This is a genomic window from Blastococcus aurantiacus (assembly GCF_900102425.1).
Taxonomy (GTDB): Bacteria; Actinomycetota; Actinomycetes; order Mycobacteriales; family Geodermatophilaceae; genus Blastococcus; species Blastococcus aurantiacus.
Window position 1 is genome coordinate 246,727 of the sequence record NZ_FNBT01000001.1, and the last position, 18,981, is coordinate 265,707.

An 18,981-nucleotide genomic window follows, 5' to 3' on the forward strand; every position below is an offset into this window, starting at 1 on the left:
GGGGCGTCTCACCCCAAGGGGTGGGACGCCACGCGCGGGTGACGTGCTGGAACGGCCGCCCTTCAGGGGCCGGCGCCGAGCGTGCGAGGCGTGGGGGGAAGGCCGAAGGACCCCGTCCGCCCCATCCCTCGCAGGCTCGCGGCGGGTCCCGGGACGGGGCCTCAGTTCACCCGGCGCTCGGAGCCCTCCCAGAAGGACTCGCGCAGCTTGAACTTCTGGATCTTGCCGGTGGCCGTGCGCGCCAGCTCGTCCCGGAACTCGACCCGCTTGGGGATCTTGTAGCCGGCGATCTTGCCGCGGCAGTGGGCGACGATGTCGGCCTCGGTGACCTGCTGGCCCTCGGCGACCACCACGATCGCGGTCACCATCTCGCCCCACTTGTCGTCCGGGACGCCGATGACGGCGACCTCCGCGACCGCCGGGTGGCTGAAGACGGCGTCCTCGACCTCGATCGACGACACGTTCTCGCCGCCGGTGATGATCACGTCCTTCTTGCGGTCGGAGATCGTCACGTAGCCGCCGTCGTCGATCGTGCCGCCGTCGCCGGTGTGGAACCAGCCGCCCTCCAGCGCCTCGGCCGAGGCGTCGGGGTTCTCCCAGTACCCGGCGAGCACCGTGTTCCCGTGCGCGAGCACCTCGCCGGACTCGCTCACCGACAGGCGGGTGCCCAGCGCGGGCACGCCCGCCCGGGACAGCCGCTTGGCCCGTTCCTCCGGCGACAGGTCGTCGTACTCGGCGCGGGGCCGGTTGATGGTGAGCAGCGGAGCGGTCTCGGTGAGGCCGTAGATCTGGTTGAACTCCCAGCCGAGCTCGGCCTCGACGCGGGCGATGGTCTTCGACGGCGGGGGCGCGCCGGCGACGACGATGCGCACCTTGTCGCGGCCCGGGATCGGGCCGTCCCAGTCGGCCGCCGCCTCGAGCACGGCGTTCCACACCGCCGGCGCCCCAGCCATGATCGTGACGCCGTGCTGCTCGACGCGGCGGAGGATCTCGGCGCCGTCGACCTTGCGCAGCACGATCTGCCGCGCCCCGAGGCCGGCCATCGTGTACGGCAGCCCCCAGCCGTTGCAGTGGAACATCGGGAGCGTGTGGAGGTAGACGTCGCGGTCGCTGACCTGCATGTGCATGCCGAAGGTGACCGCGTTGACCCACAGGTTGCGGTGCGTCATCTGCACGCCCTTGGGGCGGGCCGTCGTGCCGGACGTGTAGTTGATGGTGGCCGTCGCGTCCTCGTCCGGCTGCGCCCAGGCCCGCGGCTCGACGTCGTATCGGAGCAGCTGCTCGTACTCCTCCCCCGTGCCGAACCGGTGCTCCGCCGTCACGCCCTTGAGCGTCGGCTCCAGCTCGGGGTCGACGAAGAGCACGCGCGCGCCGCAGTGCCCGACGATGTACTCGACCTCCTCCGGGGAGAGCCGGAAGTTGATCGGCACCGCCACCCGCCCCGACGAGGGGACGGCGAGCAGCACCTCGAGCAGCCGGGCGGCGTTGTGGCTGACGATCGCCACCCGCTCGCCCTCGCCGATGCCCAGCTCGTCCAGCGCGGCCTGCAGCGCCCGGCCGCGGCGGGCGACGTCCCGGTAGCTGACCTCGCCCAGGGACGGCGCCGACTGGTTCGGCTCGTCCACGATGCCGACGCGGTCGCCGTAGACGAGCTCGGCCCGCTCGAGGAAGTCACGGGTGGTCAAGGGCACGCGCATGCCGGCTCCCTGGGGTGCGCGGCCGGCTCGGCACCGGCCGCTCGACGTGGTGGCCGTCACGCTAATAGGCCGCGCCGACGCTCACGAGGCCGGACTACAGCAGCGACAGCCCCAGCCGTTCGCTGAGCATGTGCAGCGCGGCGCGGCCGGCGCGGGAGTTGCCGGCCCTGTCCAGCGGCGGGGACCACGCGCACACCCCGAACCTGTTCGGCACGTTCCCCATCACCGCGCCGGCCACCCCGCTCGTGCAGGGGAAGCCGACGTCGTAGGCGAACTGACCGGCGGCGTCGTAGGTGCCGCAGGTCATCATCACCGCGTTCACCCGGCGGGCCAGCGGCTCGGTCAGGACCCGTTCACCGGTGCCCGGGTCCACCCCGTCGTTGGCCAGGAACCGGGCGGCACGGGCCAGCCGACGGGCCGTCACCGTCAGGGTGCACAGCTGCGCGTAGGCGTCCACCACCTCGTCCACCGGGTGGGTGAAGTTGTCGAACGAGCGCATCAGCCAGGCCATCGCGGTGTTCAGGTCGGCCCCCGCGCGCTCCTCCTCGACCACCTCGGAGTCGGGTTCGAGCCGCTCGCCCACGAGGTCCGACAGCAGGTTGGTGACGGCCGCCCTCGCCGCGTCCGCCGACCCGGTGGCGCCCACCAGCAAAGTCGCACACGACGAGGGCGCCGGCGTTGATGAACGGGTTGCGGGGGATCCCGCGCTCGTGCTCCGACTGGATGAGGGAGTCGAAGGGGTCACCCGATGGCTCCCTGCCCACCCGCCGGAAGACGTTCTCGCCGACGTGCTGGAGAGCGGCGGTCAGCGCGAAGACCTCGACGACGCTCTGGACGGGGAAGCCGGCATCGGCGTCGCCGGCGACGTGCTCGGTGCCGTCCATCTCGCACAGCGCGAGCGCGAAGCGTTCGGGCCCCTCGCCCGGCTGGGCGACCTCGTCGTCCTCGGCCAGCGGGCGCGCCTCGGCGGCCACCTCTCTCGAGGATCCCGGTGAGGTCGTCGGGCAGGTCGTCGGGAGTCGGAGGCACCTCTGCACGTTGCCGCGGCGCGGCCGACCGGGCCGGTCGAACGGTCAGGCGAGCAGGAGCGCCCATGCCGCGGCGGCCGTGCCGGCGGTGGCGGCGGCCACCCGCAGCCCGTCGACGCGCAGCAGCCGCCGGTGCGCCGCGAGATCCCAGCCGCCGTCGAGGCGGCGGTGCAGCGGGACGGCCAGGAACGCCGTGACCCCCAGCACGACGGCAAGGCAGGCCGCCCCGGCCAGCACTGGGGGCAGCGGCACCTCCGCCGGCCGGACCGCGAGCAGGAGCAGCGTCGTGACGCCCTGCCCGGCGAAGAGCGGACCGACCACCCGGCTGACCAGCCGCTGGTGGCTGCGCTCGTAGCCGGCGAAGGCCTCGGCCGGCACCTGCGCGAACTGCGGGTAGACCAGGAACCGCACCGTCCACTGGAACCCGGCGTAGGCCGCGGTCAGCGCCAGGTGGACGACGAGCAGAGTCACGCCGCTCGCTCCGGCCGCTTACCGCGCCAGCGCAGGCTCTGCGCGTCCAGCTCGCGCAGCAGCGGGTCGCCCTCGGCGAGGATCCGCTCCGCCAACGCCACCGCGGCGGCCAGCTGCCCGTCGTCCAGCTGGGCGAAGGCCGGTGAACGCCGCCGGTCGAGGACGTCGTACCAGCAGCCCCCCACGGTGGAGTCGAGCACGATCCGCCCGAAGCAGTGGTCGTCGCGCACCACTCACTTCCCCGCGCGCGCCCGCCGCGGCAGCTCGCCGAGCACCAGCTCCCGGTAGCGGGCGAGCAGGTCCGCGCGGGTCATCCGCCGACCAGCCGCGGCAACGAGGTCCCGATCGGCTCGCGGACGACGAGGGCGGCGACACCGTCGTAGGGCGTCTCCTGGGCGTTGACCACGACCAGCCGGGCCCCCGAGCGCACCGCGATGTCGGCCAGGCCAGCGGCCGGCCAGACCTGCAACGACGTGCCCACGGCGAGGAACACGTCGCAGTCCGCGGCGGCCGCGTTGCACGCCTCGACCACGCGCTCGTCGAGCATCTCGCCGAAGTAGACGGTCGCGGTCTTGAGGATGCCGCCGCACCGCGGACACGCCGGGTCCGGCTCTCCCCCGGCGACCCGGTCCAGCGCCTCGCGGATCGGGGTGCGGTCGCCGCAGTCGGTGCAGACCACCTCGGCCACGGTGCCGTGGATCTCGTGCACCAGACCGGCGCCCGAGCCCGCCGCCTGGTGCAGGCCGTCGATGTTCTGAGTCACCAGGGCCCGCAGGCGCCCCTGGCGTTCGAGGTCGACCAGCGCCCGGTGGCCGGCGTTGGGCTGCGGATCGGCGTCCTGCATCGCCTGGCGCAGGAGCCAGGACCGCCGCCTGATCTCCGGATCGGTCAGGTAGTACGAGAGCGTCACGAGCTTCTCGGCGTCCGGGTCGCGTGTCCACACGCCCTGCGGGCCCCGGTAGTCCGAGATGCCGCTGTCGGTCGAGATCCCCGCACCGGTGAGCACGGTGATCCGCCGTGCTGCGGTCAGCCAGTCGGGCAGGGGCTCGGGAACGGCGCCGGTCACGTCGTCCACGGTAGGGAGCGAGGCACCCGGAGGCCCCTCGGCAGGAGTGACGGACGTCACGGGGGAAAGGAAGGGTCGCCTGACCCGGTGCTCCGGTCCGCGGACTGGGATGATCGGGGGTGGACACGAGCGCGACGAACCAGCCGCGACGAACCAGCGAGGGGTAGGCGCAGAAGAGTGGCAGACGGCGGAACGACTAGCAGGACCAGAGACAGCTTCGGAGCCCGGTCGACTCTGTCGGTCGAGGGCACGGACTACGACATCTACCGACTCGACGCGGTGGAGGGCTCCGAGAAGCTGCCCTTCAGCCTGAAGGTCCTCCTCGAGAACCTGCTGCGCACCGAGGACGGCGCGGACATCACCGCCGACCACATCCGGGCGATCGCCAACTGGGACCCGTCGGCCGAGCCCGACCAGGAGATCCAGTTCACGCCGGCCCGCGTGGTCATGCAGGACTTCACCGGCGTCCCCTGCATCGTCGACCTCGCCACCATGCGCGAGGCCATGGCGGAGCTGGGCGGCGACCCGCAGAAGATCAACCCGCTCGCCCCGGCCGAGCTGGTCATCGACCACTCGGTCATCGCCGACATCTTCGGCACCGAGGACTCGTTCCAGCGCAACGTCGAGATCGAGTACGAGCGCAACGGCGAGCGCTACCAGTTCCTCCGCTGGGGCCAGGGCGCCTTCAGCGACTTCAAGGTCGTCCCCCCGGGCACCGGCATCGTCCACCAGGTCAACATCGAGCACCTGGCCCGCGTGATCTTCCCGCGGCAGGAGGGGGACCGCGTGGTCGCCTACCCGGACACCTGCGTGGGCACCGACTCGCACACCACGATGGTCAACGGCCTGGGCGTGCTGGGCTGGGGCGTCGGGGGCATCGAGGCCGAGGCCGCCATGCTCGGCCAGCCGGTTTCGATGCTCATCCCGCGCGTCGTGGGCTTCAAGCTCTTCGGCCAGCTGCCGGACGGCGCCACCGCCACCGACCTGGTCCTCACCATCACCGAGATGCTGCGCCAGCACGGCGTCGTCGGGAAATTCGTCGAGTTCTACGGCGAGGGCGTGTCCGCCGTCCCCCTGGCCAACCGCGCCACGATCGGCAACATGAGCCCGGAGTTCGGCTCCACCGCGGCGATGTTCCCCATCGACGAGGAGACGATCACCTACCTCGAGCTCACCGGCCGCTCCCGCGAGCAGGTCGCGCTCGTCGAGGCCTACGCCAAGGAGCAGGGCCTCTGGCACGACGCCTCCCGCGAGCCGGCGTTCTCCGAGTACCTGGAGCTCGACCTCGGCACCGTCGTCCCCTCCATCGCCGGCCCGAAGCGCCCGCAGGACCGGGTCGCCATCACCGACGCTAAGTCCTCGTTCCGCGCGGCGCTGGCCGACTACGTGGCCGCCGACGAGACCGGTGGCGAGGACCGCAAGCCCGGCGTCCCGCAGCAGGAGAAGCCGTTCGGCGTCGAGTCCTCGGTCGACGAGGCCTCCGCCGAGTCGTTCCCTGCCTCGGATCCGGCCGCACCGTCCGAGCACGGCAACGGCGAGGCCGGCAAGCCGCACCACTACGACGGCAGCGGAGACGTCAGCCGGCCGCGGAAGCCCACCAAGGTCGTCATGGAGGACGGCACGGAGACCGAGATCGACCACGGCCACGTCGTCATCGCCGCGATCACCTCGTGCACGAACACCTCGAACCCGCAGGTCATGATCGGCGCCGCGCTGCTGGCGAAGAACGCCGTCGAGCGCGGGCTGACCAGCAAGCCGTGGGTGAAGACGACGCTGGCCCCCGGGTCCAAGGTCGTCATGGACTACTACGAGAAGGCCGAGCTCACCCCGTACCTGGAGAAGCTGGGCTTCTACCTGGTCGGCTACGGCTGCACGACCTGCATCGGTAACTCCGGCCCGCTCCCGCAGCCGGTGTCCGACGCGGTCAACGAGGCCGACCTCGCCGTCGTCTCCGTGCTCTCGGGCAACCGCAACTTCGAGGGCCGGATCAACCCCGACGTCAAGATGAACTACCTGGCCTCGCCGCCGCTGGTCATCGCCTACGCGCTGGCCGGCTCCATGGACGTCGACCTGAACAACGACCCCCTGGGGCAGGACCCCGACGGCAACGACGTCTTCCTGCGCGACCTGTGGCCCTCCCCGCAGGAGGTCCAGCGGGTCATCGACCACGCCGTCTCCGCGGAGCAGTTCGGCCGCTCCTACGAGGACGTCTTCGCCGGCACCGAGCAGTGGCAGAACCTGCCCACCCCGACCGGCGACACCTTCGAGTGGGCCGAGGACAGCACCTACGTGCGGCGTCCTCCGTACTTCGAGGGCATGCCGGCCGAGCCGTCCCCGGTCGAGGACATCACCGGCGCCCGCACCCTCGCGGTGCTCGGTGACTCGGTGACCACCGACCACATCTCCCCGGCCGGCTCGATCAAGGCCGACAGCCCCGCGGGCAAGTACCTCCGCGAGCACGGCGTGGACCGCCGCGACTTCAACTCCTACGGCTCCCGCCGCGGGAACCACGAGGTCATGATCCGCGGCACGTTCGCCAACATCCGGCTGCGCAACCAGCTGGTGCCCGGCACCGAGGGTGGCGTCACGAAGAACCACCTGACCGGCGAGACGACGACGATCTACGACGCCTCGCGCGCCTACATCGACGCCGGCATCCCGCTGGTCGTGCTGGCCGGCAAGGAGTACGGCTCGGGCTCGTCGCGCGACTGGGCGGCCAAGGGCACCGCGCTGCTGGGCGTCAAGGCCGTCATCGCCGAGAGCTACGAGCGCATCCACCGCTCCAACCTCATCGGCATGGGCGTGCTGCCGCTGCAGTACCCCGAGGGCCAGAACCGCGAGTCGCTCGGCCTGACCGGCGACGAGGAGTTCACGATCACCGGGATCACCGCGCTGAACGACGGCTCGGTCCCCCGCACGGTGAAGGTGAAGGCCGGGGACGTCGAGTTCGACGCCCGGGTCCGGATCGACACCCCCGGTGAGGCGAACTACTACCGCAACGGCGGGATCATGCAGTACGTCCTCCGGTCCCTGCGCGGCACGGCCGCCTGATGGACCTGGGCCTGGGTGGTCGCGGGTTCCTGCTCACCGGCGCGAGCCGGGGGCTGGGGCTCGCGACCGCCCGGGCCCTCGTCGACGACGGGGCGCGCGTGCTGATCAGCTCGCGCTCCCCCGAGTCGGTGGACACCGCGGTCACCTCGCTCGGCGGGGCGCCCGCGGCGTTCGGCATCCCGGCCGACCTGGCCGACGACGCCGCCGCGGAACGCCTGGTGGCCGAGGCCGGTGAACGACTCGGGCAGATCGACGGCGTGCTGATCTCGGTCGGCGGCCCCGCACCGGGGACCGTCCTCTCGACCGCCGAGGACGCCTGGCGGGCGGGCGTGGAGTCGGTGCTGCTCGGGCCGCTGCGCCTGGTCCGGGCGCTCGTCCCGCACCTGGGCGAGGGTGCGGCGATCGCGTTCGTGCTCTCCATCTCGGTGAAGCAGCCGATCGGCCACCTGGCCATCTCCAACGGCCTGCGCCCCGGCCTGGCGATGACGGCGAAGGCGCTGGCCGACGAGCTGGGTCCCCGGGGCATCCGGGTGCTCGGCCTCCTGCCCGGGACCATCGCCACCGACCGCATCGCCGAGATCGAGGCGGCGTCCGGCGATCCCGTGAAAGCGCGCGCCCGCACCGAGGCCGGCATCCCGCTGCGGCGGGTGGGCCGACCCGAGGAGTTCGGCCGGATCGCCGCCTTTGCCCTCTCCCCCGCCGCCTCCTACCTGACCGGCACGATGATCGCCGTCGACGGCGGCATGACCCGCGCGCTGTGAAGGGCCCCGCCCGTACCTTTCGTGCACGAAGCGTCGTCCCCGGGTCCGGGACGCGACGATGAGTGCACGACCTGTCCTCATCGCCTGCGCGCACGGCACCCGCAGCCCCACCGGCCGGCGGCTGATCGCCGAGCTCGCCCTGGCCGCCAAGGAGCTGCGCCCGGGCCTGGTCACCACCGCGGCCTTCGTCGACGTGCAGCCCCCGACCGTGGTGGACGTGGTGGCCGGCCTCTCCGCCGAAGGACGCCCCGCCGTCGTCGTCCCACTGCTGCTGTCGGGTGGCTACCACGTGCACGTGGACATCGCGGGCGCCGTCGCGGACGCCGAAGGCACCGTCGCCGCCCGACCGCTGGGGCCAGATCCCCGGCTGGTCGCCGTCCTGCTCGACCGGCTGGCCGAGGCCGGGGCCGACCCGCGCGACCCGCGCACCGCCGTCGTGCTGGCAGCCGCGGGCTCAAGCGACCCGCGATCGGTGGCCGACGTCCGGAACACCGCCGATCTGCTGCAGCGGTCGTGGGCGGGTCCGGTGACGACCGGGTACGGCTCCGCAGCCCAGCCGCCGGTGCCCGACGCCGTGGCCGCGGCCCGGCGGGGCGGCGCCGAGCGCGTGGTGCTGGCCTCCTACCTGCTCGCCCCCGGCCACTTCCACGACAAGCTGGGCGCGGCCGGGGCGGACCTGGTCACCGCTCCCCTGCTGCCGGACCCGCGCATCGCCGCCGTCCTGCTCGACCGCTACGACGCCGCCGTCGCACCGGCTCCGGGCGAGGCGGCTCCGGCCGGTCGGTGACCTACTGTGGGTCCACGATGAGCGACCCCGTCGGCGACCAGCCACCGACCGAGAGCACCCCCGGCCCCGGGACCACCACGCAGAGCGGCCGGCGGTGGGACAAGGTGATCTCCGGCGTCGTCACGACGGCGCTCGCGCTGGCGCTGGGCTTCGCGCTCGTCGTCCAGATCCAGAGCACCGAGAAGGCCGAGGAGCGGACCGGGGCAACCGAGGAGGACCTCGTCCGGATCCTCGACGAGCTGGACACCCGCGAGGAGCAGCTGCGTTCGCAGCTCGGCGAGCGGGAGCAGGCGGTCGAGGAGCTCAGCGGCGGCCGGACGCAGTCGGGCTCCGCGCTCGCGGAGGCGCAGCGGCGGGCCGAGGCCATCGGCATCCTCAACGGCACGCTGCCCGCCCGCGGTCCCGGCCTGCGCGTCGTCATCCAGGACCGGGAGGGCGCGGTGACGACGGCCGTGCTGCTCGACGCCATCCAGGAGCTCCGCGGTGCCGGCGCCGAGGCCATCGAGATCGACGGGGTTCGGGTCGTGGCGTCCAGCTACGTGGGCGGCCGCCCCGACGCGCTCACCGTGGACGGGACCGGGTTGGACGCTCCCTACGAGATCGTGGCGATCGGGCCGCCCACCGATCTGGAGGTCGCGCTGAACGTCTCCGGCGGCGTGGTCGACGACGTCGCCCGCGTCGGCGCCTCGGCCACGGTCACCCGGTCCGACGAGCTGAGGGTCGAGAGCGTCGTCCGCGGCGGCTGAGTCCTCGGGCCGGTGCTCGGGGTCCTACGCCAGCGCCGCGGTGAACTCCGCACGGTGGTCGAGCATCCAGCGCGCGCTGCGCACCCGCCAGGCCAGGGTCCACGTCAGGTCATCGCCGGTGAAGGGCCAGCCGGCACCGGGTCGCGGGGGGTTGGACGCGCCGTCGGGTGTCACCCCGGACGCGGTGGCCTCGTGCGCGGCGCTGCGGACGGCGACCTCCACCATGTCCGCCACCAGGCGGGCACGATCCGGCCGCGCCAGCCCGTAGCCGTCGGCGAAGTGCCTGACCTGGCGCGCGCGGGCGGCCGGACCCGGCAGCCGCCGGCGTTCTCCGACGTCGTCGTCGTAGAGGTGCGCGTTGAGCCACGCGGTCTCCGCCACCGTCCAGCGCCGGCCGACGGGCCCGGCCGTGTCCCAGTCGACGAGGCTCACCGGGTGGTCGTCGCGGCCCAACACGTTCCAGGGACCCGGGTCGCCGTGGCCGATCACCATGTCCGTGTCGTGCTCGGGCAGGCCCCGCGGCCAGCCACGGGACCACGCCGGGGACGCCGGGCGGTAGCCGGCCGCGGCCTCGTGGAGCAGGCGGTGGAGGCGTCCCAGCTCGTGGATGCCGTCGTCGGACCACGGCCGGTCCCCCTGGGGCTCCGCGTCGACGAACGCGAGCCGTTCACGCCCGTCGGCCGCGAAGCCGGTTCCCAGGGGGCGGGGTACCGCGGTGAAGCCGGCCCGGTGCAGATGGGCGAGCAATCCGACGGTCGTGGGGCTCCACGAGTGCGACCGGCGGAGCACCTCGTTCCCCGAACGGTGCACCTCGCTGAAGCTGCCGCCCGCCAGTCGCTGTTCCGCCTCCTCCACCATGGGGCGGGGTATACCAGCGGCCTGTTCCGGGGGCACGCGGATTGCCGGGCCGCGGCGGCCTACGACCGGCGCTCCTCCCCGATCGACACCGGGCGGTCGGGGTCGGCCGACCACTGCGACCACGACCCGGGCCACAGCGCCGCCTCGATGCCCGCGGCCGCCAGCACCGTCACCTCGTGCGCGGCGGTCACCCCGGACCCGCAGTAGACGCCGACGTCCGCTCCGGGCCGCACGCCGAGCGCGGCGAACCGCTCCGCCAGCTCCGCCGGTGGGAGGAAGGTGCCGTCGCCGCTGAGATTGCCCGTCGTGGGGGCGCTCGTCGCACCCGGCACGTGCCCGGCCCGCGGATCGACCGGCTCGACCTCGCCGCGGTAGCGCTCGGCTGCACGGGCGTCCAGCAGCACCCCGCCGCGATCGGGCAACGCCGCTGCGGTGTCGGCGTCGAGCACCCGCATCCCGCCGCCGGTCAGGACGACGTCCCCGGGCGGTGGGACGACGTCGCCGGTCCCGAGCCCGCCGCCGGACCGCACCCACGCAGAGAGCCCGCCGTCGAGCAGCCGCACGTCGTGCACGCCGCCCCAGCGGAGCAGCCACCACGCCCGGGCGGCCGCGAGCCCGCCGCTGTCGTCGTAGGCGACGACGGGCCGATCCGCGTCGATCCCCCACCGGCGTGCAGCTGCTTCCAGTCGCTGCACCGACGGCAGCGGATGTCGGCCACGAGCGGGCTCGGGTGGGTCGGCGAGCTCGGACTCGAGGTCGACGAACACCGCGCCGGGCAGGTGACCGGCGAGGTACTTCTCGCGGCCGCGGTCGTCGCCCAGTGCCCAGCGCACGTCCAGCAGCACCGGCCGCTCCCCTGCCGCCATCAACTCGTCGGCGGACACCAGCACGTCATCCGCTTTTCCGCGGAAAAGCGGGCCGCCTTTCCGCGGAAAAGCAGGGTCGGTGGTCACTGGGGGGCCAGCAGGCCGCGCAGCTCCTCGGTCAGGGCGTCGCGGGCCTCGGGGTGCTGGTGCCAGGCCGCGGGGGTGGCCTGGAGGAGCTGGATGCGCCAGCGGCCGCCCCCGTCGTCCACCGCGACCATGGTGTGGACGGTGTGGAACTGCGGCTCCACGTCGGTGCCGCCCGGCGGGATCATGCCGGCGTGCGCGAGGAGCACGGCCACCCCGGGAGCCGCGGCGCGCACGGAGCGGATGACGGCGACGTAGGCGGCGGTCTGGTGGCTGCCGAAGATCTGCCGGAGGTCGGCGGCGATGGCAAGCCGCCCGTGGTGGTGGGTGCCGTCGTAGCCGACGATGTCGCCGTCGTCGGCGAAGCACGCCGCCACCGCTGCTCCGCTGCGCCGGTTCCAGCCGTCGAGGTAGGCGGCGTAGAGGGAACGGATCTGGGCGTCGTGCGGATGCGCGGATGTCACAGGAGCGACGGTAGTGGTCAGGCCACGCCGACCGGTCGGGCCCCGCCGTCGGCGAACTGGGTGCGGTACAGGTCGGCGTAGCGCCCACCGAGTGCCAGCAACTCCGCGTGCGTGCCCGACTCCACGATGCGACCGTCGTCGACCACGAGGATCTGATCGGCGCTGCGCACGGTGGAGAGCCGGTGCGCGATGACCAGCGAGGTGCGGCCGCTCAGGGCCGTGTCCAGGGCCCGCTGGACGGCGGCCTCGGACTCGCTGTCCAGGTGCGCGGTGGCCTCGTCCAGGATCACGATGCCCGGGGCCTTCAGCAGCACACGGGCGATCGCCAGCCGCTGCTTCTCGCCGCCCGAGAGCCGGTGCCCGCGGTCGCCGACGACGGTGTCCAGACCGTCGGGCAGGGTGCGGACCAGTTCGGCGATGTGCGCCCCGTCCAGCGCTGCCCAGAGCTGCTCCTCCTTGGCTTCCGGGCGCGCGTAGAGCAGGTTGTTGCGCATCGTGTCGTGGAACAGGTGAGCGTCCTGGCTGACCACCCCGATGGCATCGCGGAGCGACGCGAGCGTCGCCTGCCGCACGTCCACACCACCGACCCGCACCGCGCCGCCCGTGACGTCGTACAGCCGCGACACCAGACTGGCGATGGTCGTCTTGCCTGCCCCGGACTGCCCGACGAGGGCGACCAGATGGCCCGGCTCGACGCGGAAGGAGACGTCGTGCAGCACGTCGACCGGGCCGCCGTGCTCGGGGAGCGACACCTCTTCCAGTGACGGCAACGACACGTCCTCGGCCGCGGGATAGCTGAACGAGACGGAGTCGAACTCGATCGACCGGTCGTCGGCCGGCACCGGGACGGCGTCGTCGGCCTCGCGGATCATCGGCGGCAGGTCCAGCACCTCGAAGACCCGGTCGAAGCTCACCATCGCGCTCATGACGTCGACCCGGACGTTGGCCAGGGCGGTGAGCGGGCCGTAGAGGCGGGACAGCAGCAGCGCCAGCGCGACGACGTCGCCGGGGCTCAGCGAGCCGGTGAACGCCAGGTGCCCGCCCAGCCCGTACACGAGTGCGGTCGCGAGGGCGGCGACGAGGGTGAGCGCGGTGAAGAAGAAACGCCCGTACATGGCCGACAGGACGCCGATGTCGCGGACACGGGCGGCGCGGGCGCTGAAGGAGCGCTCCTCGGCGTCGGGCCGGCCGAACAGCTTGACCAGCAGCGCGCCGGCGACGTTGAACCGCTCGGTCATCGTCGCGTTCATCGACGCGTTGAGCTCGTAGGACTCCCGGGTGATCTCCTGCAGGCGCCCGCCGATGTGCCGGGCGGGCAGCACGAACAGCGGCACCAGCACCAGCGAGAGCAGGGTGATCTGCCAGGAGAGCGTCAGCATCACGCCGGCGGTCAGGACCAGGCCGATGACGTTGGAGACGACGCCGGAGAGGGTGGAGGTGAAGGCCTGCTGGGCGCCCACGACGTCGTTGTTCAGCCGGCTGACCAGCGCACCGGTCTGCGTACGGGTGAAGAAGGCGACCGGCATGCGCTGGACGTGCGCGAAGACCTTGCTGCGCAGGTCGTAGATGACACCCTCGCCGATGCGTGCGGAGTACCACCGGGTGCCCAGCGAGATGGCGGCGTCGACGACGGCGAGGCCGGCGATGAACAGCGCGATCCGGACGATGTCCCCCGACGTCCCGTCGAGCGAGGCGATCCGGTTGACGATGTCGCCGGCGAGCAGCGGGGTGATCACGCCGATCAGCGAGGAGCCGACCACCAGCAGGAGGAAGAACCCGAGGTCGCGCCGGTAGGGACGGGCGACGCCGAGGATGCGGCGCACGGTGCCCGGCGGCAGCTTCCGCCCGACGACCGAGGGGTCACGGCGGAACGACCGCATCGCCGCCATGGAGGTCATGTTCGGGGTCACGGACATGCCTCCTCGTGTCGCCGTGCCGATGACACCACCAGCCCTGCGGCCAACGCCGGCCGGCGGGGCGCTGTTCCGCCGGGGTCGAGCGTTCCACCGAGCGCTGACGGTTCAGCGACCGGCGAGCTCCTGGAGCCGCAGCACCTGCGCCGACCGCTCGGCGGCGTCCTGCGTCTCCGGGTCGTTGCGCACGGCCGATCGCACCAGGGCTGCACTCGCGCGGCTGGCGGCCACCGGCGGGGCCAGGAGCGCCGCAGTCAGCTGCGCGACGGCGTCGTCGAGCTGCTCGCGCGGGACGACGACGTTGGCCAGCCCCATCGCGTGCGCCTCGGCGGCGCCCACCGGGCGGCCGGTCAGGCAGATCTCCATGGCCCGCGAGTAGCCGACCAGCTCGACGAGGTTGCTGGTGCCGGTCAGGTCGGGGACGAGACCGAGCGTGGGCTCCGGGAGCCGGAGCTGCGCGTCCTCGGTCAGCACCCGCAGGTCGCAGGCCAGGGCCAGCTGGCAGCCGGCCCCGATGGCGTGCCCCTGCACGGCGGCGATCGAGACGATGCCCGGCCTGCGCAGCCAGCGGAACCCGGCCTGGTAACCGCGGATGCGCTCCTCGGCCTCCGCCGTCGGCGCCCGGCCCAGGTCGCCCAGCCCGCCGTCGGTGCCGGGCTCCGGGCTGAACAGGCTGCGGTCGAGGCCGGCGGAGAACGACCGCCCGGCCCCGCGCAGGACGACCACGCGGACCTCGTCGTCCAACGACTCCCCGACCGAGGCCAGCGCAGCCCAGGTGGCCGGCGTCTGCGCGTTGAGCTGCTCGGGCCGGTCGAGGGTGACGGTGAGGACGGCGCCGTCTCGGGCGGTGCGGACGAAGGCGTCGGGCGCGCTCACGCCTTCTTGGTGTTCCGGTTGGCACCACCGCGGCTGCGCAGCGTGGCACCCGACTCGGACAGCAGCCGGTGGACGAAGCCGTAGGAGCGCTTGGTCGACTCCGCCAGCGAGCGGATGCTCTCGCCGCCGTCGTAACGCTTGCGCAGTTCGTCGGCGAGCGTGCTCCGGTCCCCACCGGTGATCCGCTTGCCCTTGCCCAGGTCGGCAGTGCTCGAGTCGGCCATGGCTCCCCTCCGTGTCAGCCCCGAGCCGGACGCGTCGAGCCGACGCGCGCGTGCCCGGTTCATGGCTGTCCCTGTGGCGCCGCCGTCCCGCTGACCACGGCCCCTGGCAACCCATGATCACCCAGTGACCGGCCCCCGGCCACGCGAGAATCAGGCCAGCTCGACCAGGTCCGCGAGGTCCTCGCTCCAGGCGTCCTCGGTGCCGTCGGGCAGCAGGATCACCTTGTCGGGGTTGAGCGCCCGGACGGCGCCCTCGTCGTGCGTGACCAGCACGATCGCACCGGTGTAGGTGCGCAGCGCCTCGAGCACCTGCTCGCGGCTGGCCGGGTCCAGGTTGTTGGTCGGCTCGTCGAGCAGCAGCACGTTGGCGCCGGAGACGACCAGCGTCGCCATGGCCAGGCGGGTGCGCTCGCCGCCGGACAGGGTGCCGGCGCGCTGGTCGACGGTCTCGCCGGTGAAGAGGAAGGCGCCGAGGATGCGCCGCAGCTCGGTGTCGGTGCTGTCGGGCGCCGCGGACCGCATGACCTCCAGCAGCGAGCGGTCCATGTCGATCGTCTCGTGCTCCTGGGCGTAGTAGCCCACGCGCAGTCCGTGCCCGGCCTTGACCTCGCCGGTGTCGGGCAGCTCCGTGCCGGCCAGCATCCGCAGCAGCGTCGTCTTCCCGGCGCCGTTGAGCCCGAGGACGACGACGCGCGTCCCCCGGTCCACGGCCAGGTCGACGTCGGTGAAAATCTCCAGCGAGCCGTAGCTCTTGGACAGCCCCTCGGCGAACAGCGGCGTCTTGCCGCACGCGGCCGGCGTCGGGAAGCGCAGCTTGGCGACCTTGTCGGCCACGCGCACGTCGGCCAGGCCCGCGGCCAGCCGCTCCGCCCGCTTGTCCATGCTCTTGGCGGCCTTGGCCTTGGTGGCCTTGGCGCGCATCTTGTCCGCCTGGGCGTTGAGCGTGTCGATCTTGCGCTCGGTGTTGGCCCGCTCCTGCTTGCGGCGGCGCTCGTCGGTCTCCCGCTGCTCCAGGTAGCGCTTCCAGCCGAGGTTGTAGATGTCGACCGTGGCGCGGTTGGCGTCCAGGTGCCACACCTTGTTGACGACGGCCTCGAGCAGCTCGACGTCGTGGCTGATGACGATGAGCCCACCGCGGTGGCTGGTGAGGAAGCCGCGCAGCCAGGTGATCGAGTCGGCGTCCAGGTGGTTCGTGGGCTCGTCGAGCAGCAGCGTCTCGGCGTCGGAGAAGAGGATGCGGGCGAGCTCGACGCGGCGGCGCTGGCCACCGGAGAGCGTGCGCAGCGGCTGGGCGAGCACGCGGTCGGGCAGGCCGAGGTTGGTGCAGATGCGGGCCGCGTCGCTCTCGGCGGCGTAGCCACCGAGAGCTGCGAACTGGTCCTCCAGCCGGCCGTAGCGCCGCACGGCCTTGTCCTGCTCGGCGTCGTCGGCCGGCTCGGCCATGGCGATCTGCGCCTTGACCAGCTGGTTGCGGATCACGTCGAGCCCTCGCCCGGAGAGCACCCGGTCGCTGGCGGTGATGTCCAGGTCGCCGCTGCGCGGGTCCTGCGGCAGGTAGCCCAGCTCGCCGGAGATCTCCACCTTGCCGGCGTGCGGGACGCGCTCACCGGCGAGCGTGGTGAGAGTGGTGGTCTTGCCGGCGCCGTTGCGCCCGACCAGGCCGATGCGGTCACCCGGCTGCACGCGCAGGTTGGCTTCGCTGATGAGGATGCGGGCGCCGGCGCGGAGCTCGAGGCCGGTCGTCGTGATCACTGAACCCAGGGTAGGCGCTCGCCGTGCGATACCCCCCACGTTTCCGGGGTGACATCGACGTCATCCCCCGCCCGGGCGTGTTCTGTGGAAACGCCCCCGCGCAGGCGTCGGAGCGGCCAGGATGCCGACATGCGACCGGGTGCGGCGGGGTGGGGAACGGGGTGCCCGGTGTGCGGCCGGCCGACCGGCGACGTCGGGGCGGGTCCGTGTCCCTCCTGCGGGCTGCCGGCCGCCGCGCACGCGGCGCACGTGGTCGCCCGCATCGGGACGACGCTCACCGAGCTGGCGCGTGACCGGGACGCGCTCCTGGCCTCGCTGCGTGCCGCCGCCCCGCACGCGCCCCTGCACGCGGGTTCCGCGCCGGTCGGCGCCCACGTGCCGGCACCCCCTCCCGTACCGGCCACGCGGTCGCCCACGGGTGCCGGCACACCCGGCTTCCCCGCGGCGCCGCCGGTGGGTGGTGCGCCGCCCCCGCCGCCCGCTCCCCCGCCGCTGCCTTCGCTCCCCCCGCCCACGCCCCGCCCTGTCCGGCGGCTGAGCCCCCAGCAGGTGCTGCTCGGCCTCGGCGCGCTGCTCGTCGTCGCGGCGGGCATCACCTTCGTCGCCGTCGGCTGGACGCGCTTCGGCATCGTCTTCCAGGCCGGAGCGATGCTCACGGCCACCGCGCTGGCAGCCGGCTTCTCCTCGTGGAGCGCCCGCCGCGGGCTGCGCGCCACCGAGGAGGCGCTGGCCGCCGCGGCCGCGGCGCTGCTCGTCATCGACCTGTTCGCCGCGCGGGCACTGGGACTGTTCGCCCTGGAGGACGTGCCGCTGCGGCACTGGTCGGCGATCTGCTGCACCGTCGTCGTCCTCGTGGCGCTGTCGCTCGGCCGCCTGACCCGGACGACGGCGATGTGGCCGCTCACCGCGCTCCTGGCCGCGCAGCCGCTCCCCTTCCTGTTGCTGGGCGACGAGCTGCTGACCGGGCCCGCGGGGGTGGCCGCAGCCCTCGCCCTCGCGGCGGCCGACCTCGCCGCGGCCCAGCGGCTGCGCGCGCCGCTGGTGCCGGTCGCCCGGCGCCTGGCCCAGCTCGCCGGAGGTGCCGGAGTGCTGGGCGGGCTCGCGGTGTCCGTCTGGGCCGGTCCCGGGGACTCGTGGACGTCCACCGGGGTGCTCGCCCTCGCCGGTGCCGCCGCCGTGGCGCACGCACGCCGCTCCCCCGGGGCTGCCCCCGGGCTGCCGCCCTGGACCGTGCCCGGCGCGGTCGGCGCCGTGGTGGGGCTCGCCCTCGCCGGCTCGTTGCAGCACGCCGGCGACGTCGGATGGTGGATCGCCGCGGCGCTGGGCCTGAGCCTGTTGACCGTCGCTGCGCTGCTGGGAGAACGTCCGGAGCCTGTGGCGGGTGCCGTGGCCGCGGGGAGCGCCCTCGTCCTCGCGCATGCAGCCCTGCTCGCCGACGCGGAGCGCTGGGCCGAACTCGCGGTCGTGGCGCTCGCGGCCACGGTCCCCGCCGTCGTGGCCGCCGTCCGCGTGCCCGCGCTGCGCTGTCCCGCCGCGACCGCCGCGCTGCTCGCGCCTGCCGCCGCGGTCCTGCTGGCCCGAGCCGACGCCGTGTTCGCCGCGACCACCGCCGGGCTCCTGCTGGCGCTGCTGGCCGCCGGCGCCTTCGCCGTCGCCACGCTGCGCAGGGGGCTGCCCGAGGAAGGGGTGTGCGCGGCTGTCGGCGCCGCTGTCGGGCTGGCGGCCGGCGCCACCTCCGGGGACGTCGAGGCGTGGGGGCAGGTCGGGCTGCAACTCGGCATCGTGGGCATCGCCGCGGGGAGCTACGCCGTGGTCGCGGGACGGCGGTGGGTCGGCGTCCTCGCGGTGGCCGACCTCGTGGTCGCCTCCTGGATCGCCGTCGGCGGCGCGGGCGTCGAGACACCGGAGGCCTACACGTTGCCCGCGGCGCTGGGACTGCTCGTGGTCGCGCTGCCCGCGCTGCGGTCGGGCGCGCCGTCCTGGGCCGCCGAGGGCGCCGCAGCCGGGGTCGCGCTGGTCCCGTCAGCGCTGGTGGTCGTCGCGGAACCGACCGCGCTGCGCCTCGTGCTGGTGATCGCCGCGGCGTGCGCGCTCGTCGTCGCCGGCACGCTGCTCCACCGGCAGGCACCGTTCGTCGTCGGCGCCGGCGTCCTGCTGCTGGTCACGGTCGGGCGGCTGGCCCCGTTCGCCCCGCTGCTCCCCCGCTGGCTCACCCTCGGGACCGCGGGGATCCTGCTGCTCGTGCTCGGCGGCACCTACGAACGGCGCCGGCAGCAGGCGCGCGAGGCCGTCGCCTGGGTCGGCCAGATGCGCTGACCGGGTGCCCGCCCCGGCGCC

17 protein-coding genes and 1 pseudogene are annotated in these 18,981 nt (G+C 73.8%); 5 read left to right on the forward strand and 13 right to left on the reverse strand.

Annotated features, from left to right (window positions below; all coding sequences use genetic code 11):
• Positions 1-161 precede the first annotated feature (161 nt).
• The 6 genes and pseudogenes from BLS70_RS01180 to BLS70_RS01210 all read right to left on the reverse strand — a co-directional run bounded on the left by BLS70_RS01180 (position 162) and on the right by BLS70_RS01210 (position 4,262).
• The gene (locus tag BLS70_RS01180; RefSeq protein WP_091763687.1) at positions 162-1,697 is read right to left on the reverse strand and encodes a long-chain-fatty-acid--CoA ligase; all 1,536 of its coding nucleotides are present in this window, start codon (positions 1,695-1,697) and stop codon (positions 162-164) included.
• Between the two features lie 94 nt (positions 1,698-1,791).
• On the reverse strand, positions 1,792-2,343 hold the full coding sequence (locus tag BLS70_RS01185) for a glutaminase (RefSeq protein WP_176946223.1): 552 nt from the start codon (positions 2,341-2,343) through the stop codon (positions 1,792-1,794).
• Between the two features lie 58 nt (positions 2,344-2,401).
• Positions 2,402-2,581, reverse strand: a pseudogene (locus BLS70_RS21560) (glutaminase); the annotation flags it as partial.
• A 189-nt stretch (positions 2,582-2,770) separates the two neighbouring features.
• On the reverse strand, positions 2,771-3,196 hold the full coding sequence (locus BLS70_RS01200) for a DUF1772 domain-containing protein (protein ID WP_091763690.1): 426 nt from the start codon (positions 3,194-3,196) through the stop codon (positions 2,771-2,773).
• The gene (locus BLS70_RS01205) at positions 3,193-3,426 is read right to left on the reverse strand and encodes a hypothetical protein (protein ID WP_255362150.1); all 234 of its coding nucleotides are present in this window, start codon (positions 3,424-3,426) and stop codon (positions 3,193-3,195) included. Before BLS70_RS01205 ends, BLS70_RS01200 begins: the two co-directional genes overlap by 4 nt.
• Positions 3,427-3,506: 80 nt before the next feature.
• Positions 3,507-4,262: an SIR2 family NAD-dependent protein deacylase gene (locus BLS70_RS01210; RefSeq protein ID WP_091764089.1), complete on the reverse strand. Its 756-nt coding sequence runs from the start codon at positions 4,260-4,262 to the stop codon at positions 3,507-3,509.
• A gap of 177 nt (positions 4,263-4,439) precedes the next feature.
• On the opposite strand from BLS70_RS01210, the gene BLS70_RS01215 reads away from it, so the two are divergent.
• The 4 genes from BLS70_RS01215 to BLS70_RS01230 are packed head-to-tail and all read left to right on the forward strand — an operon-like array spanning position 4,440 to position 9,607.
• Complete coding sequence (locus tag BLS70_RS01215) at positions 4,440-7,313, forward strand: aconitate hydratase (RefSeq protein ID WP_091763691.1); 2,874 nt, start codon at positions 4,440-4,442, stop codon at positions 7,311-7,313.
• Positions 7,313-8,074 (forward strand): SDR family oxidoreductase, encoded by a 762-nt coding sequence (locus BLS70_RS01220; protein ID WP_091763692.1) that lies wholly within the window; start codon positions 7,313-7,315, stop codon positions 8,072-8,074. Before BLS70_RS01215 ends, BLS70_RS01220 begins: the two co-directional genes overlap by 1 nt.
• A 58-nt stretch (positions 8,075-8,132) precedes the next feature.
• Positions 8,133-8,861, forward strand: a complete 729-nt coding sequence (locus tag BLS70_RS01225; RefSeq protein ID WP_091763693.1) for a sirohydrochlorin chelatase — start codon at positions 8,133-8,135, stop codon at positions 8,859-8,861.
• A gap of 17 nt (positions 8,862-8,878) precedes the next feature.
• A complete protein-coding gene (locus tag BLS70_RS01230; protein WP_091763694.1) occupies positions 8,879-9,607 on the forward strand; it encodes a DUF881 domain-containing protein in 729 nt (242 codons plus the stop codon).
• A 24-nt stretch (positions 9,608-9,631) separates the two neighbouring features.
• Here BLS70_RS01230 and BLS70_RS01235 read toward each other — a convergent pair whose 3' ends face one another.
• The 7 genes from BLS70_RS01235 to BLS70_RS01265 form a co-directional block, all read right to left on the reverse strand.
• The gene (locus BLS70_RS01235; RefSeq protein ID WP_091763695.1) at positions 9,632-10,465 is read right to left on the reverse strand and encodes an aminoglycoside phosphotransferase/kinase family protein; all 834 of its coding nucleotides are present in this window, start codon (positions 10,463-10,465) and stop codon (positions 9,632-9,634) included.
• Between the two features lie 59 nt (positions 10,466-10,524).
• Positions 10,525-11,349, reverse strand: coding sequence for a sulfurtransferase (locus tag BLS70_RS01240; RefSeq protein WP_255362151.1), 825 nt, complete (start codon positions 11,347-11,349; stop codon positions 10,525-10,527).
• Positions 11,350-11,414: 65 nt separating this feature from the next.
• Positions 11,415-11,879, reverse strand: a complete 465-nt coding sequence (locus BLS70_RS01245; RefSeq protein WP_091763696.1) for an SgcJ/EcaC family oxidoreductase — start codon at positions 11,877-11,879, stop codon at positions 11,415-11,417.
• Positions 11,880-11,896: 17 nt separating this feature from the next.
• Positions 11,897-13,795: an ABC transporter ATP-binding protein gene (locus BLS70_RS01250; protein WP_091763697.1), complete on the reverse strand. Its 1,899-nt coding sequence runs from the start codon at positions 13,793-13,795 to the stop codon at positions 11,897-11,899.
• 105 nt (positions 13,796-13,900) lie between these two features.
• Positions 13,901-14,668 (reverse strand): enoyl-CoA hydratase/isomerase family protein, encoded by a 768-nt coding sequence (locus tag BLS70_RS01255; protein ID WP_091763698.1) that lies wholly within the window; start codon positions 14,666-14,668, stop codon positions 13,901-13,903.
• Positions 14,665-14,892, reverse strand: coding sequence for a helix-turn-helix domain-containing protein (locus BLS70_RS01260; protein WP_091763699.1), 228 nt, complete (start codon positions 14,890-14,892; stop codon positions 14,665-14,667). The genes BLS70_RS01255 and BLS70_RS01260 overlap by 4 nt, the downstream gene beginning before the upstream one ends.
• Before the next feature lie 150 nt (positions 14,893-15,042).
• A complete protein-coding gene (locus tag BLS70_RS01265) occupies positions 15,043-16,644 on the reverse strand; it encodes an ABC-F family ATP-binding cassette domain-containing protein (RefSeq protein WP_091763700.1) in 1,602 nt (533 codons plus the stop codon).
• Positions 16,645-16,893: 249 nt separating this feature from the next.
• Between BLS70_RS01265 and BLS70_RS01270 the strand changes: the two genes are divergently transcribed.
• Positions 16,894-18,960 (forward strand): SCO7613 C-terminal domain-containing membrane protein, encoded by a 2,067-nt coding sequence (locus tag BLS70_RS01270; RefSeq protein ID WP_255362152.1) that lies wholly within the window; start codon positions 16,894-16,896, stop codon positions 18,958-18,960.
• The last annotated feature ends 21 nt before the right edge of the window (positions 18,961-18,981 follow it).

Bases quoted from the DNA above. Each gene is read 5' to 3' on its own strand.
- BLS70_RS01220 (WP_091763692.1), top strand. From the start codon at position 7,313: ATGGACCTGGGCCTGGGTGGTCGCGGGTTCCTGCTCACCGGCGCGAGC.
- BLS70_RS01180 (WP_091763687.1), bottom strand. From the start codon at position 1,697: ATGCGCGTGCCCTTGACCACCCGTGACTTCCTCGAGCGGGCCGAGCTC.
- BLS70_RS01235 (WP_091763695.1), bottom strand. From the start codon at position 10,465: ATGGTGGAGGAGGCGGAACAGCGACTGGCGGGCGGCAGCTTCAGCGAG.
- BLS70_RS01250 (WP_091763697.1), bottom strand. From the start codon at position 13,795: ATGTCCGTGACCCCGAACATGACCTCCATGGCGGCGATGCGGTCGTTC.
- BLS70_RS01225 (WP_091763693.1), top strand. From the start codon at position 8,133: ATGAGTGCACGACCTGTCCTCATCGCCTGCGCGCACGGCACCCGCAGC.
- BLS70_RS01260 (WP_091763699.1), bottom strand. From the start codon at position 14,892: ATGGCCGACTCGAGCACTGCCGACCTGGGCAAGGGCAAGCGGATCACC.
- BLS70_RS01230 (WP_091763694.1), top strand. From the start codon at position 8,879: ATGAGCGACCCCGTCGGCGACCAGCCACCGACCGAGAGCACCCCCGGC.